This window comes from Microlunatus sp. GCM10028923 (genome assembly GCF_042666975.1).
In the GTDB taxonomy this organism is placed as follows: Bacteria; Actinomycetota; Actinomycetes; order Propionibacteriales; family Propionibacteriaceae; genus Microlunatus.
This window is the reverse complement of sequence record NZ_JBHTFF010000011.1, coordinates 70,282-84,342: the sequence shown is the minus strand read 5'-3', so window position 1 is coordinate 84,342 and position 14,061 is coordinate 70,282. Positions and strand designations below refer to the sequence as shown.

General features: G+C 71.5%; 12 protein-coding genes and 1 pseudogene. 4 read left to right on the top strand and 9 right to left on the bottom strand.

Annotated elements, in window-relative coordinates; translation table 11 throughout:
• Positions 1 to 77 precede the first annotated feature (77 nt).
• Positions 78 to 1,457, top strand: a complete 1,380-nt coding sequence (locus tag ACFQU4_RS24780; RefSeq protein ID WP_377497105.1) for a DEAD/DEAH box helicase — start codon at positions 78 to 80, stop codon at positions 1,455 to 1,457.
• A 6-nt stretch (positions 1,458 to 1,463) separates the two neighbouring features.
• Here ACFQU4_RS24780 and ACFQU4_RS24775 read toward each other — a convergent pair whose 3' ends face one another.
• The 6 genes from ACFQU4_RS24775 to ACFQU4_RS24750 form a co-directional block, all read right to left on the bottom strand.
• A complete protein-coding gene (locus ACFQU4_RS24775; RefSeq protein ID WP_377497103.1) occupies positions 1,464 to 2,123 on the bottom strand; it encodes a DNA alkylation repair protein in 660 nt (219 codons plus the stop codon).
• Positions 2,124 to 2,412: 289 nt separating this feature from the next.
• Positions 2,413 to 2,817 carry an NUDIX domain-containing protein gene (locus tag ACFQU4_RS24770; RefSeq protein ID WP_377497101.1) on the bottom strand — a complete coding sequence of 135 codons (405 nt, stop codon included), beginning with the start codon at positions 2,815 to 2,817 and terminating at the stop codon, positions 2,413 to 2,415.
• A gap of 29 nt (positions 2,818 to 2,846) precedes the next feature.
• Entirely contained in the window at positions 2,847 to 3,275 is a 429-nt protein-coding gene (locus ACFQU4_RS24765) for an NUDIX domain-containing protein (protein ID WP_377497099.1), read from the bottom strand.
• Positions 3,276 to 3,510: 235 nt separating this feature from the next.
• The gene (locus ACFQU4_RS24760; protein WP_377497097.1) at positions 3,511 to 4,383 is read right to left on the bottom strand and encodes an ABC transporter permease; all 873 of its coding nucleotides are present in this window, start codon (positions 4,381 to 4,383) and stop codon (positions 3,511 to 3,513) included.
• Positions 4,370 to 5,326, bottom strand: a complete 957-nt coding sequence (locus ACFQU4_RS24755; RefSeq protein WP_377497095.1) for an ATP-binding cassette domain-containing protein — start codon at positions 5,324 to 5,326, stop codon at positions 4,370 to 4,372. The genes ACFQU4_RS24760 and ACFQU4_RS24755 overlap by 14 nt, the downstream gene beginning before the upstream one ends.
• A 13-nt stretch (positions 5,327 to 5,339) precedes the next feature.
• Positions 5,340 to 6,416 carry an outer membrane lipoprotein carrier protein LolA gene (locus ACFQU4_RS24750; RefSeq protein WP_377497092.1) on the bottom strand — a complete coding sequence of 359 codons (1,077 nt, stop codon included), beginning with the start codon at positions 6,414 to 6,416 and terminating at the stop codon, positions 5,340 to 5,342.
• A gap of 173 nt (positions 6,417 to 6,589) precedes the next feature.
• Here ACFQU4_RS24750 and ACFQU4_RS24745 point away from each other — a divergent pair, with 173 nt between their 5' ends.
• Positions 6,590 to 7,270: a DUF998 domain-containing protein gene (locus ACFQU4_RS24745; RefSeq protein ID WP_377497090.1), complete on the top strand. Its 681-nt coding sequence runs from the start codon at positions 6,590 to 6,592 to the stop codon at positions 7,268 to 7,270.
• A 100-nt stretch (positions 7,271 to 7,370) separates the two neighbouring features.
• Positions 7,371 to 8,120 (top strand): DUF998 domain-containing protein, encoded by a 750-nt coding sequence (locus ACFQU4_RS24740; protein ID WP_377497088.1) that lies wholly within the window; start codon positions 7,371 to 7,373, stop codon positions 8,118 to 8,120.
• A 37-nt stretch (positions 8,121 to 8,157) separates the two neighbouring features.
• Here ACFQU4_RS24740 and ACFQU4_RS24735 read toward each other — a convergent pair whose 3' ends face one another.
• A complete protein-coding gene (locus ACFQU4_RS24735) occupies positions 8,158 to 8,394 on the bottom strand; it encodes a hypothetical protein (RefSeq protein WP_377497465.1) in 237 nt (78 codons plus the stop codon).
• Here ACFQU4_RS24735 and ACFQU4_RS24730 point away from each other — a divergent pair.
• Positions 8,279 to 8,899: pseudogene (locus ACFQU4_RS24730) on the top strand (DUF998 domain-containing protein); the annotation flags it as partial. The gene ACFQU4_RS24735 and the pseudogene ACFQU4_RS24730 overlap by 116 nt on opposite strands.
• 144 nt (positions 8,900 to 9,043) lie before the next feature.
• Here ACFQU4_RS24730 and ACFQU4_RS24725 read toward each other — a convergent pair.
• A complete protein-coding gene (locus ACFQU4_RS24725; protein WP_377497086.1) occupies positions 9,044 to 12,505 on the bottom strand; it encodes an error-prone DNA polymerase in 3,462 nt (1,153 codons plus the stop codon).
• A gap of 2 nt (positions 12,506 to 12,507) precedes the next feature.
• On the bottom strand, positions 12,508 to 14,061 hold the full coding sequence (locus ACFQU4_RS24720) for a DNA polymerase Y family protein (protein WP_377497084.1): 1,554 nt from the start codon (positions 14,059 to 14,061) through the stop codon (positions 12,508 to 12,510).

The following is a 14,061-nucleotide window of genomic DNA, read 5'->3' as shown; positions in this document are numbered from 1 at the left end:
ACGAGCCGGACACCGGCACACCGCAGACCGACCGACCCGAACCGATCGCCGAGCAGACCTTCGCCGACCTCGGCGTGATGCCGGCCATCACCGAGGCCCTGGACAAGGTCGGCATCACCCACCCGTTCCCGATCCAGGCGATGGCGCTGCCGATCGCCCTGACCGGGTCCGACCTGATCGGTCAGGCCCGCACCGGCACCGGGAAGACCCTCGCGTTCGGCATCACGATGCTGCAGCGCGTCGTCGCGCCCGACGAGCGCGACTTCGAAGAACTGGCCAAGCCCGGCGCGCCGCAGGGCCTGGTCGTGGCGCCGACCCGCGAGCTCGCGAGCCAGGTCGCCAAGGACCTGACGACCGCATCGACCTCGCGGAAGGTGCGCCTCTGCACCGTCTACGGCGGCGTCGCGTACGAGCCGCAGTTCGCCGCGCTGGCGGAGGGCGTCGAGGTCGTGGTCGGCACGCCCGGCCGGCTGCTGGACCTGGTCGACCGGCGGGTCCTCGACCTGAGCCACATCAAGGTGATGGTGCTGGACGAGGCCGACGAGATGCTCGACCTGGGCTTCCTGCCCGACGTCGAGCGGATCCTGTCCAAGACCCCGGAACTGCGCCAAACCATGCTGTTCTCGGCGACCATGCCGAGCGCGATCGTCAACCTGGCCCGGCGGCACCTGCGGCACCCCGTGAACATCCGGGCCGAGGCGAGCGGCGAGGAGGCGACGGTCCCGACGACGGCCCAGTTCGTCTACCAGGCACACGATCTCGACAAGCCCGAGGTGGTGGCCCGGATCCTGCAGGCCGAGAGCCGGAACCGGGTGATGATCTTCAGCCGGACCAAGCGCAGCGCGCAGCGGATCGCGGACGACCTCGTCGACCGCGGGTTCTCCGCCCGGCCGATCCATGGTGATCTCTCCCAGATCGCCCGGGAGAAGGCGCTGAAGCAGTTCCGCGGTGGCGGCGTGGACGTGCTGGTGGCGACCGATGTCGCGGCCCGCGGCATCGACGTCGAGGGCGTCAGCCACGTGATCAACTACGAGTGCCCGGACGACGAGAAGACCTACATCCACCGGATCGGCCGGACCGGCCGGGCCGGCGCGACCGGGGTCGCGATCACGTTCGTGGACTGGGCCGACCAGACCCGCTGGAAGGTGATCAACAACGCCCTCGGGCTGCCGTTCGAGCAGCCGCAGGAGACGTACTCGACCTCCGATCACCTCTACCACGACCTCGGCATCGACCGGACGGTCAAGGGCCGGATCGGTCCGCCCAAGGACGACGAGGATGATCGCCCGGCCCGCTCGGAGCGGTCCGAGCGTGGTGACCGCGCCGAGCGTGGCGATCGCGGAGAACGGAAGCGGGAGCGGAATCGTTCGACCGACCGGCAGCGCCGGACCCGGACGCGGCGCCGGCTGCGCAACGGCGAGCCGGTCGAGGCCACGGCCAACGACAGCGACTCCTGACGGTCCTCAGGCCTGCTGCCGGCGCACCATCTCGGTGATCCAGATCGGTGCGTACGGCGACGTACACCCCGGTGACGTCGGATAGTCCTTGAGCACCTCGAGCCGCTCGCCGATCATGATCGCGCGGGCGCGAAGCTCGGGGTGCTCGATCCCGATCTGGGCCAGACAGGTGTTCATGGCCCACTGGAGCCGGTCCGGAGCGCCCTTCAACTCGGCCTCGATGGTGTCGAGCAGACCGGGCAGGTCGAGGCCTTCCGGTTGCTTGGCCACCCGGTCCGCGGTCAGCGTCCAGCCCGCGCCGGCGACCACCGGATCGGGATCGGCGGACCAGGCCACCCGCAGTTCCTCGCAGTACGGACTCTTCTTCACCACGTAGCCGACCAGCCAGTCGTGCACCTTCGGCGCCCGCGCCTCTCGCAGCATCGCGTCGAGTTCTTCCCTGCCGTACGCCTTCGGGCGGCAGATCAGCAACGCCAGCAACCGGGCCGCGGTGTCCCCCGTCGCCCAGAGCTCACCGGCGAGCTCATGCTGCGTCTTGAGCCGCTTCGCGACCGCCCGCAACTTGCTCAGGTTCACGCCGTGATCATCACCGTGCTTGAGGTTGACCGCCCGCACCTTCGGATCCTCGAGCGCCCGCAACTCACCCATCACCGCATCCACATCCACGCCCCCAATCCTGCCGACTCGGCACAAAAGCAGGCGATCTGGCGGCGTGTCGCTGCAGAGGTGCCGGGTCGGCGGGAGCGGATGGGGCCGGCAGGAGCGGATGGGTCGGCGGCAGCGAATGGGGTCGGCGGCAGCGAATGGGGTCGGCGGCAGCGGATGGGGTCGGCGGCAGCGGATGGGGTCGGCGGCAGCGGATGGGGTCGGCGGAGACGGCCGGTGGGACGGGGACGGGTTGCGCGAGGGCGAACGCTCCGCGGGAGGTGAACGGGTCGGCGCCGAGAGGAACGGGTCAGTCGATCAGGTTCCTGGCGACGAGGGTGGCCATCACCTCGCGTACCGCACCGGTGACCCGGTCCCCGTCGGCCGTGGTCACCCAGTCCAGTTCCTCGACCTCGCTGTGCGGCGCGATCGTGCCGTCGTGCAGCGCCGTGTAGGCGATGTAAGTCAGCAGATCGTCGCGGCCGTCCCGGGTCGGCAGATAGGTGCCGACGTGACTGACCGTGTGCAGCCGGATCGTCACGCCGAGTTCCTCGGTCACTTCACGGGCCAGCGTCTGCACGTCGGACTCGCCGGGTTCCCGCGCGCCGCCGGGCAGGTAGAACAGGGTTCGTCCCCGGTTCCGGCCGACCAGCAGCCGCCGCTCGACGACGTGCACCCAGGCGACCTTCTCCACACCGCTGTGCCTCGGAGTCATCAGGCGATCCTGCCCCACCGGGTTCGGTCTCAGTCGATCAGATCACGTTCGACGAGGGTCGCCATCAACTCGCGTTCGGCCGCGGTGACCCGGTCGCCGTCGGCCGAGGTCACCCAGGCCAGTTCCTCGACCTCACTGTGCGGCGCGAGTTCGCCTTCGTGCTCGGCCGTGTACGCAATGAAGGTGAGCAGGTCGTCCCGGCCGTCGCGGAGCACCACATAGGTGCCGACATGGCTGGCCGTCTCGAGGTGGATCGTCGCCCCGAGCTCCTCGGTCACCTCGCGGGCCAGCGTCTGCAGGTCCGACTCCCCCGCCTCCCGGGCACCGCCCGGCAGATAGAACAGTGTTCGTCCCTGGTTCCGGCCGACCAGCAGCCGCCGGTCGGCGACGTGCACCCAGCCGACCTTCTCCACTCCGCTGTGCTTGGCCGCCGTCGTGTCCAACTGTCCCGAGGTCATGCCGTCATCCTGCCCGGAGGTCCGCCGGAATCCGGTCCGAACGGTCGTTCTTCTCTGGCACCGGACAGGTCGCGACGTCTCGCAGCGCGCTCGTCCCTCTTTGGTTCCGGCAGGTCCCGACGCCTCGCAGCCAGCCCGACCAGGCCGGGTCCGCACTCGCCCGCGTCACCGACCGGGCAGTTCGGCAGCGACACGCCGCCAAAACGCCTGCGTTTGTGCCCGGTCGGCGGTTGGGTTAGCTGCTGACGTCCTTGCCGGTGAAGCGGGCCCAGGCGGCGAGCCAGAAGACGAGGGTGTAGCCGGCGGCGGTGAGCAAGCCGCGGCCGATCGAGTCGAACGCCATCGGGTCTCGGATCAGGTCGCCGAAGGCGGTCCACCAGTGGGTGAGCAGCCAGGGGTGCAGCCAGTCCAGCTGCGGGATGGTGTCGCAGACGAACATCACGACGTTGATCAACACCGTGGCGATGGTCGCGGCGATCGGCTGCTCGGTGAGCACCGAGACGAACAGGCCGATCGCTCCCAGGGCAGCGAATCCGGCGGCCAGGTAGCCGATGATCACCACCAGCCGGCCCAGTCCGGCCAGGAAGCCGAGCTGCGTACCGGAGAAGGTGATCATGGGGCCGGCGCCGAACAAGATCACTCCGATCAGCACACCGGTGCCCGCCACCAGCACGGTCGCGGCCAGCGCGAAGATCACGATCGAGGCGTATTTGATCAAGAGCAGCCGGGTCCGGCCGACCGGTACGGTGAGCAGGTAGCGCAGCGTGCCGAGGTTGGCCTCACCGGCGATGGAATCCCCGGCGATCGTCGCGACCGCCAGCGGCAGGAACAGCGGCAGTTCGATGGCCAGCGCCGCCAGGGCGACGAACAGGCCGCTCGACGTGATCGAGGAGATGAAGTCCGGACCGCCACCGTCGCCGCCCCAGACCTTGACCGACACGGCGAGCAGGATCGGGACCGCGGCCAGCACGCCGAGGCCGGCGATGTTGCGCCGGCGGGTGAAGATCAGCCGCAGCTCCGAAACGAGCAGCCGGCCGGGCCACCCGAGCCGCCCGCCGGTCTCGAGACTCTCGGCCCGCCCCTGCTCGACCGCCTCAGCCGCTGACATCGAAACCCTCCCCGGTCAGCTCGACGTACACGTCCTCGAGGCTCGGTACGTCGACGGCGAACCCGAGCACGGGCACCTCGGCCGCGACCAGTGCCGGGACGATCTCCCGGACCGCCACCGAGGGCGAGTCTGCTCCGTCCTCCGGACCGTCCAGTTCCGCCCGTACGGTCGCCGCCTCGGTGCTCACCCGGCGCAGCCCGAGCCGGTCCAGCACCGCGGCCGCCTCGGCCGGCCGGTCGGTGTCGACCCGGACCGTCCGTACCGCCGCCGAACCAAGATCACCGGTCAGGCCCTGCGCGATCAGCCGGCCGTTGTTCATCACCCCGACGTGCGTGCAGAGCTGCTGCACCTCGGACAGCAGATGCGACGAGACCAGGACGGTGACGCCTTCGGCGGCCAGCCCGGCGATCAGGTGCCGCACCTCCCGGGTCCCCTGCGGGTCGAGCCCGTTGGTCGGTTCGTCGAGCACCAGCAGGTCGCGCGGCATCAGCAGCGCGGCCGCCAGCGCGAGCCGTTGCCGCATGCCGAGCGAGTAGGCGCGGAAGTTCTTCCGGGCGGCGCTGAGCAGGCCGACCCGGTCCAGGGCGGCGTCCACCCGACGATCGCTGGTCCGCGGATCGGCGGCCCGGTCGGCGGAGTCGAGCCGGTGCAGGTTGGCCCGCCCGGAGAGGTACGGATGGAAGGCCGGACCCTCGACCAGGGCCCCGACCCGCGGCAGCACCGTCCGGGTCGACGCCGGCATCGGCTGGCCGAACAGCTGATGGCTGCCCGCGGACGGCCGGATCAGGTCCAGCAGCATCCGGATCGTCGTCGTCTTGCCGGAACCGTTGGGCCCGAGGAAGCCGTACGTCGAGCCGGCCGGCACCACCAGATCGATGGCGTCGACGGCCACCTGCCGGCCGAAGCGTTTGGTCAGGCCCGACGTGACGACCGGATCGGTCACCGGGACCGGCCGGTCATCGGCCGAGTGCGTCGTAGAGCACTTCCGGCCGTACCGCGCCGGCTGCGACCCGGCCGTCGTCCGTGATCACCGCCGAGACCAGCCGGGAGCTGAACAGCCGGCCGCTGCCCCAGGCTCCGGACACCCGCGGCAGCGCCTCGAGGGTCGCGTTGTCGGTGAGCTCTCCGGCGTCGCCGCCGTCCGCCAGGTACACCGCGGTCCAGCCCTTGCCGATCACGGTCGGCTCCCCGGCGTCCTTCGAGCCGCGGTCCCGCTTCGCGTTCTTGTCGTGGTCCGGGCGGGCCGGCTTCTCGTTCCGGTCGGTCGGCTCACGCTTGACGTCGGTGCCGGGCGGAGGGGTGAAGTCGAACACGCTCGGGTCCGGCGCGGAGAAATCGATCTGGGTGAAGGCCGCCTCGACGGACGGCTGGTCCGCGCCCTCCCCGTACACCTGGACCCGGAGCGGCAGGAAGCGCTCGCCGTCCACCGCGATCCGGACCTGCTCGATCAGGGACCGGTCGTCCTTGGGCTGCAGGACGAGTTCGTAGGCGGCCCGCCCGGCGACCGTCACGTTGCGCGCGACGCTGACCTCGGTGGTCGGCTCGATGGCGGCGATCGCCTCGGCCGCCAGCTGCTGCGGCGTGAGCGCCGGCTCGTCGGAGGGCCGCTCACCCCGGTCCGAGATCGTGCTGTGGACCGCCGTCTTCTCCTGGCTGTTCCAGAGCCAGACGTCGGAGCCGTTGCGGATCAGGTCGGATTCGCCGAACGTCCCCTGCACGGCGAGCCGGCTCTGGTCCTCGTTGCCGGCCCAGACCCGGATCGTGTTCTTGCCGGCCAGCAACGCCTCGAAGTCGCTGCCGCGGCGGCTGCCCGGCAGGGCCGGCAGGCCGAGTTCGGCGCGGGTCTCCGCCGTTCCCGAGAACTGGGTCGGCCGGGTCTGGGCGACCTCGGCGACGAGTTGCTCGGCGGACCGTTCGGGCAGCGACGGCTCGGCGACTGCCGTACCGGCGACCGCGCCGCCGGCCACCAGGGCCGCGGCTGCAACCGCCGGGATGATCCACCGCAGACGGGGACGGGACTGGAAAGCACGCATGCGCCCATTGTTGTTCGGGATCAACGCCTATTCCACCCCCCAGCGGGTGAACTCGCCGGACCGGGTCCGACCGTGGTCGTACCGCGTCCGACCACGGTCCTCGGGTCAGCCCGACCTCGGATCCGGCGGCCTGCCCGATCGCGTGCTGCGGCGGCATCAGTCACTCTTGACGCATGCCGAACGCTCTCGGACCGGAACAACAGCCGAATCGGGCCCTCTCGCACTGGGCCCCGCCGGCCGTCGTGATCGCCCTGGCGATGCTGTCGCCGCTGCCGGTGTTGGCCGGCCAGTTCTCCGGTACGAGCCTCGACCCGTTGTCCGCGCCGATCAGCCAGTACGTCCACCTGCCCGGCGGCTACCCGATGGTCCTGCTCGGGGCCTGGCTGCTGGCCGGCTGCGGCGCGGTGATCGCCGTCGACCTGCTCCGCGACGCCGACAGCCGGCAGCAGCAGTTCGCCGCCGGCGTGCTGGCCAGCTTCGCGGTCGCGCTGATCGTGGTCGGCGTGGTGCCGACCGACCCGGCCGGCAGCACCGTCGTCTCCAGCCGCGAGCTGGTGCACCGGGTCGCCGTCGGCTGGGCCTTCCTCTCCCTGCCGCTGGCCGGTCTGGTGCTCGCCCGGGCGCCCCGGCTGCTGGGCGCCGTCAGCGCCGCCGCGCTGAGTCGGCTCGCGGTGGCCCTGCTCGGCGGAGTGCTGGTCTTCGGCTCGGTCCAGTTGCCGCTCCTTGCCGTCGGGGCGGGGATCCCGGCCCTCGGCCTGGTCGAGCGGATCGCCTTCGGTTTCATGATCGGCTACCTGATCCTGCTCGCCGTGGTGCTGCGCAGCCCGGCCCGGATCGCCGTACCTGTTCCATGATCATCCGGTCCGCACCACGTCGCAGGTGGGGTTAACCCGACGTCCGGTTCGGGTGGCTGCCTGATCGATCCGGACGGCGAATTCCGGAACGCTGTTGATCATGCTGATCACCCGCTCCGCAAGGCCCGGCCCGACCTCCGCGACCTCGTCGGTGGTGGCGACGCTGTCGCTGATCTCCCTGGTCCCGATGGCGGTGCTGCACCTGACCGGGACCGGGCTGAACCCGGTCGTCGCGCCGATCAGCCACTACGTCTTCGTACCCGGCGGCTACCTGATGGTGCTGCTCGGCTCGCTGCTGCTGGCCGGCTGCGGTCTGGTCATCGCGGCCGACCTGATCCGGCGGTACGGCAGCGTCCGGGCCCGGGGCCCGCTCGCCGCCGCGGGGTTGTTGATCAGCTTCGCGGTCGCCCTGATCCTGGTCGGGCTGTTCCCGACCGACCCGCCGGGGAGCGCCGCCGGGGCCGCCACGGCATCCGCCGTCATCCACCGGATCGGCGCGGCCTGGTCGTTCCTGGCGCTGCCGCTGGCCGGGGTCCTGGTGGCCCGTACCTCCGGCTGGTGCCGGGCCGGGCACGCCCGCTCCCTGGTCGGGCTGGCGGCCGGCCTGCTCGGCGCGGTGCTCGTCTTCCTGTCGATCCACCTGCCACTGGCCCTGGCCGGCTCCGGGCTGCCGGCCTTCGGTCTGCTGGAGCGGATCGGGTTCGCGTTCCTGATCGGCTATCTGATCCTGCTGGCCGTGGCGCTGCGTCCGGTGGCCGCGCAGGATCGCCCCGCCGTGATCTCGGTGTCCGCCCGGGAAGCCGTACCGGCGCTCAGCGGCGCGGCCCGGAATAGCGCCGAGGCGGCGTGAGTTGATCCAGATGTGCTGCCGGAAAGCGTGACGATCCTCAGGTTGTCGCGACATACGGAACGGGGAGCGGCGAGCGTACGCCGCACGGCGATATCCTGTCCGAGGTCTCCAGTGGCTGAACGTCCGGGCGGACCGGAAAGGGGTCGTAGCTGAGGCTCATGTCGAACGCGTCGAAGGCTTCTCGCTCGGCCCGGTCGAAGCAGTCGCGGTCGAAATTCTCGCAATCCTCGCTGCGGACCCAGACCTGGGTGACGGTCAGCGCTTTGCTGGCCATCCCGCCCATGGTGATCGCCCATCTGACCGGGGCGGCGACGATCAATCCCCTGTTTGCGCCGGTGAGCGACTACGTCTGGATCCCCGGCGGCTACCTGATGGTCTGGTTCAGCGCCTCGCTGCTGGCCGGCTGCGGCGTCATCCTGGCGCACCGGGTACACCGGGCGGCCAAGCTGTGGCCCGAGTTGCGCGGCCGGCTGCGCTGGGTGGTCGGTCTGTTGATCAGCTTCGCGGTGGGCCTGTTCGTGTCCGGCGTGCTGCCGACCGACCTGCCGGAGGCGGTCAGCCCGACCGTCAGCTCGATGATCCACCGGATCGGCGCCGGCTGGGCCCTGCTGGCGCTGCCGGCGGCCGGGCTGGTGCTGGCCCGCTCCGCGCCGGCCGTGGTGCAGCCCGGTTATGCCGCCCGGCTGAGCACGGTCGCCAGCTGGCTCCTGTACGGAGTGCTGGCCGCGCTGGTGGTGCACTTCGGCATGTTCCTGATCACCGGGACCGGGCTGCCGGCCTTCGGCCTGTTCGAACGGATCGGCTTCGGGGTGCTGATCCAGCACCTGATCCTGCTCGGGTTCGCGTTCGGCAACCAGACCGCGGCCGAACTGAACGCGGCCGCCGCTGCCGCCGAGGAACGGCTGATCGCGGCGAACGGCGGCCTAGTGGAAATCGCGGGAGCTATGCCGGGCCGGGATCATCGTGCCGAGCTCACCGAGCACGTCGGCGAGCGTTTCGATCCGGTCCGCGACCAGGTTGGTGACGCCCGACGTGTGCTCGATCACGCCACGGACGACCAGGCTGTTGCTGCCCCGCGCCGGCCGCCGATATCTGGACCACAGGGACGCTGAACAGACCACGTTGAGCATCCCGGTCTCGTCCTCGAGATTGAGGAACGTGACCCCCTTCGCCGTGCCCGGCCGCTGCCGGTGCGTGACCAGGCCGGCGACCCGGACCCGGCGCCGGTCGTGCGTCGCGCCGAGCGCCGCGACCGGCAGGATGTCGTGGCCGTCCAGCAGCTCCCGGAGATGGTCCAGCGGATGATCATCGGGCGAGATCCGGGTCGCCCACAGGTCGGCCAGGGTGAGCTCGGCCGCGCTCATCCCCGGCAGCGTCGGCGGCGCCGCGTCGATCGCCGAGCCCGGCAGCTGGTCGGCGCTGTCGGCGTACCCGGCGTTCCACAGGGCCTGCCGCCGGCTCAGGCCGAAGCTGTCGAAGGCGCCCGCGGTGGCCAGCACCTCCGCCTGGGCGGTGGACAGGCCGGCCCGGCGGATGACGTCGTTCATCGAGACGTACGGCCGCTCGGCCCGGGCCGCGACCAGCCGCTCGGCGACCTCCTCGCCGATCCCGTGCACGTCGGTGAACCCGAGCCGGACCGCGAAGCCGCCGTCCCGGCGGTGCTCGGCGGTCCGGTCCGGCGCGTCCGGGTCGAACTTCTCGACCGGCGGCTGGTGCTCGTCGAGGCAGCCCGGATCACCGGTCGCGCGGAGCGGAGGCACCTTGCCCGGCCCTTCGACAGGCTCAGGGATCGACACCTCGCGCTCCCCCACCTCGAGGGGTTCGAGGTCGGAGTCGACGCCGGACCGGACGATGTCGGGCCGGAGCACCCGTACCCCGTGCCGGCGGGCGTCGGCGGTCAGTGACTGGACCGAGTAGAAGCCCATCGGCTGGGCCCGGAGCAGCCCGATCAGGAACGCCCCCGGATAGTGCAGCTTCAGCCAGGACGAGGCGTAGACCAGCAGCGCGAAGCTGATCGCGTGCGACTCGGCGAACCCGAAGTTGGCGAAGGCTTGGATCCGGGCGTAGATGTCGTCGGCCAGCGCCCCTTCGATGCCGTTGTCCGCCATCCCCTCGTACAGCTTGTCGCGCAGCCGTTCGATCTTCTCGGTGCCGCGGCTGGAGCCCATCGCGCGGCGAAGCAGATCGGCGTCGTCACCCGTACAGCCGCCGACCGCCACCGCGATCTGCATCAGCTGCTCCTGGAACAGCGGCACGCCGAGGGTCCGTTTCAGCACCGGCTCCAGCAGCGGGTGCGGATAGCTCACCGGCTCGGCGCCCGTCTTCCGCCGGATGAACGGGTGCACGGCGCCGCCCTGGATCGGGCCGGGGCGGATCAGCGCGACCTCGATCACCAGGTCGTAGAACTTCCGCGGCTGCAGCCGGGGCAGGGTGCCGATCTGGGCCCGGCTCTCCACCTGGAAGACGCCGACCGAGTCGGCCCGGCAGAGCATGTCGTACACCCCGGCCTCCTCCTTCGGCAGGCTGGCCAGGGTCCAGCTCTCGCCGAGCTGCTCGGCGACCACGGTCAGGGTGTGCTGGATCGCGTTCAGGATGCCGAGGCCGAGGAAGTCGAACTTGACCAGGCCCATGGTCGCGCAGCCGTCCTTGTCCCACTGCAGCACGGTGCGGTTCTCCATCCGGGCCGGCTCGATCGGGCAGACCTCCGAGATCGGCCGGTCGGTCAGCACCATCCCGCCGGAGTGGATGCCGAGGTGCCGCGGCCCGCCCAGGAACTGCTCGGCCAGCTCGAGCACCGGCTTGGGAATGTCATGATCATCGGCCGTGCCGATCGCGGCCCAGCTGTCCTGCTGCTTGGACCAGGCGTCCTGCTGGCCGGTGGAGAAGCCGAGCGCCTTGGCGGCGTCCCGGATCGCCGACCGCGGCCGGTAGCTGATCACGTTGGCCACCTGCGCGGCGTTGCGCCGGCCGTAGCGGTGGTAGACCTCCTGGATCACCTCCTCCCGCCGGGCGGCGTCGAAGTCGACGTCGATGTCGGGCTCCTCGTCCCGGGTCGCCGACAGGAACCGCTCGAACGGCAGACCGAACTTGATCGGGTCGACGGCGGTGATCTCGAGCACGTAGCAGACCACCGAGTTGGCCGCCGATCCCCTGCCCTGACAGAGAATCCCCCGGTCCCGGGCGTACTTCACCATGTCGTGCACGATCAGGAAGTAACCCTCGAAGCCCTTGCTCTCGATCACCGCCAGCTCACGCTGCAGCCGCTCCTCCGCTTCCTCCCGGTTGGCCCGGTAGAGCTGGTCGGCGCCGATCCGGGTCAGCCGCCGGAGCCAGCTGGTCGGCGTGTGGCCCGGCTCCACCATCGCCAGCTTCGGCAGCCGCGGCTTGGCCAGGCTCAGGTCGAAGCCGCACTCGGCGGCGATCCGGACCGACTGGCGCACCGCCTCGGGGTGCCGCCGGAACTTCGTGATCATCTCCTCGCCGGACCGCAGGAAGGCCGTCGGCGGCGGCAGCCAGCCGTCCATCGCGGCCAGGTCGCGCCGGGCCCGGACCGCCGCCATCGCCGTCGCCAGCCGGTAGTCGTCCGAGGTCGCGTAGTGCACGTTGTTGGTCGCCACCACCCGCAGACCATGATCATCGGCGAGCCCGGCCAGCCGGTCGTTGATCAAGGAATCGTCCGGCTGATCATGGTCGAACAGCTCCACCGCGACGTTGTCGGCACCGAACAGGGCGACCAGCCGGTCCAGCTCAGCGGCCGCCGCGGCCTCACCGCCGGACACCAGGGCCCGCCGCACCAGCCCCTTCCGGCAGCCGGTCAGCACGGTCCAGTGATCACGGCCGAACTCGGCCAACTGCTCCAGCTGGTGCACCGGCCGGCCCTTCTCCGGGGTCCGCAGGTGGGCCTCGGTCATCGCCGCGGACAGCCGGTGATACCCGTCGACGCCGCGGGCCAGCATCACCAGGTGCGAGCCGACGGGATCGGCAACCCCGGCCTGCTGCTCCGGCAGGTCGAGCGAGAGTTCCGCGCCGTAGACCGTACGCAGCTCGCACTCGGCCGCCACCTCGGCGATCCGCGGCGCGGCGTAGAAGCCGTCGTGGTCCGTGATCGCCAGCGCCGACAGCCCGAGCTCGACCGCCGTCGCCACCAGGTCCTCCGGCTCGGACGCGCCGTCCAGGAAGCTGAAATTGCTGTGGCAGTGCAACTCCGCGTACGGCACCACGGGGCCGACCGGCCGGCTGATCTCCCGGATCGGCCGGCGCGACTTCCGTAGCTTCCAGCCGGGCGCCGAGTCGGTCTCCGGAGTCGCTCCGGGATGCGGCTCCGGCCGGCCGGACAGCCGCCGCTCCAGCTCCGACCACGGGATGTCCGGGTTATGCCAGCCCATGGCTACTCATAACAGGCCTCCGCATACCAGTCGTCGTTCTCCAAGATCAACAACCAGGCGGTGCCGTCGGTGCCGACGACCTGGAACCGGGCCAGCTTCCGGTGCTTGCCCGGGTCCCACCACTGTTCCTCGATCGGCCAGGGCCCGGCCCAGGCCTCGATCCGGCGGGCCCGGTCGGAGTCGGTCCGGAAGCTGGTCGGCTCGGTGGTGATCAGGCCGCGGTCGGTGAGCCGGACCGGGCGGCCGTCGTGGCCGTACACCATGGCGGGGCGGCGGTCGGCGAACACCCGGCTCGGGGCTGGCGGCGGGATGCTGCCCGGCCAGGGCAGCTCGGCGGGCCGGCGACCGACCGGCTGCTCGCCCCACGCCGTCGCCGACTGCCGGTCGGCGGGACCGCGGCCGCCCTGCAGACCGACCGCCTGGACTCCTTCGGGGCCGAGCATGCTCTGCAGCCGGGCGATGCCGCGCTCGATCCGTTCGTCCGGCGCACTGCCCCAGAGACCCTCGCCCTGATCGCTGAGCGGTTCGATGCCCTCCGGGATCAGCCGGAGTTCGATCACCGGCGCCGGGGCCGGATCGGCCTGCAGCTGCCAGCGGACCCGGTCGATCAGGTCGGCCGAACCGAACCAGCGCGGATGCGCCCAGCGGCGGATACCGACCCAGCCGTCGGCCGGCCCCGACTCGGACCAGGACGGCTCGGCCTCGACCTCGATCCGAACCGTGGTGCAGACCAGGCCGTGCCGGGACAACTCGGCGACGAAGGCATCCGCGGTCTGCCGGATGCTGAAGCCGATCGTCTCGACCGAGGTCAGGCCCGGCTCGAACCGGCAGACCCGGGTGAACTCCAGCGGCGGGGTGCGGCTGGCCAGCAGGCCGGCGTCGGCGCCGGCGGCCAGCCGGTGCAACCTTCCGCCGGGCTTGCCGAACCGGGTCACCACGTCCCGGGCCGACAACCCGGCGAACGCGCCGAGGGTCTTGATCCCCAGCCGGGACAGCAGGCTGACCAGTTCCGGTTCGTCGAGCGCCCGGATCGGCAACGGCGCCAGGAAGGCCGCCGAGCCGCCCGGCGGCACCAGCCGATGTCCCTGCTGATCGGCCAGCCGGGCCGCCTGCTCGGCCGCGAACACTCCGTCGGCGATGCCGATCCGGCAGTCCCAGACCCCGGACCGGACCAGTTGTTCGGCGATCACCGCGGCCGCCTCGCCCTCGCCGCCGTAGAAGCGGCTCGGCACCCGGACCGCACACCGGCCCGGGGCGATCGGCATCACGCCGGTGCTGACCTCCTCCATCGCCGACAGGACCGCGCCGAAGACCCGGAGATCACGGTCGGGTTGATGGTCCAGCAGGGTCAGCTCCGGGCACCGCCCGACCGCGTCCCGGCGCCGCTGCCCCACCCGTACCCCCTCGGCCCGGGCCGCCGCCGAGCAGGCGTGCACCTCGCCCCGCGCGATCACCGCGATCGGCACGTCCGGCGCGAGTTCCTCCTCGGTCCGGGCGGCGACCACCGGCCAGTCCGGGCACCACACGACCATGACCCGCTCCAGAGCGCGCGCCAC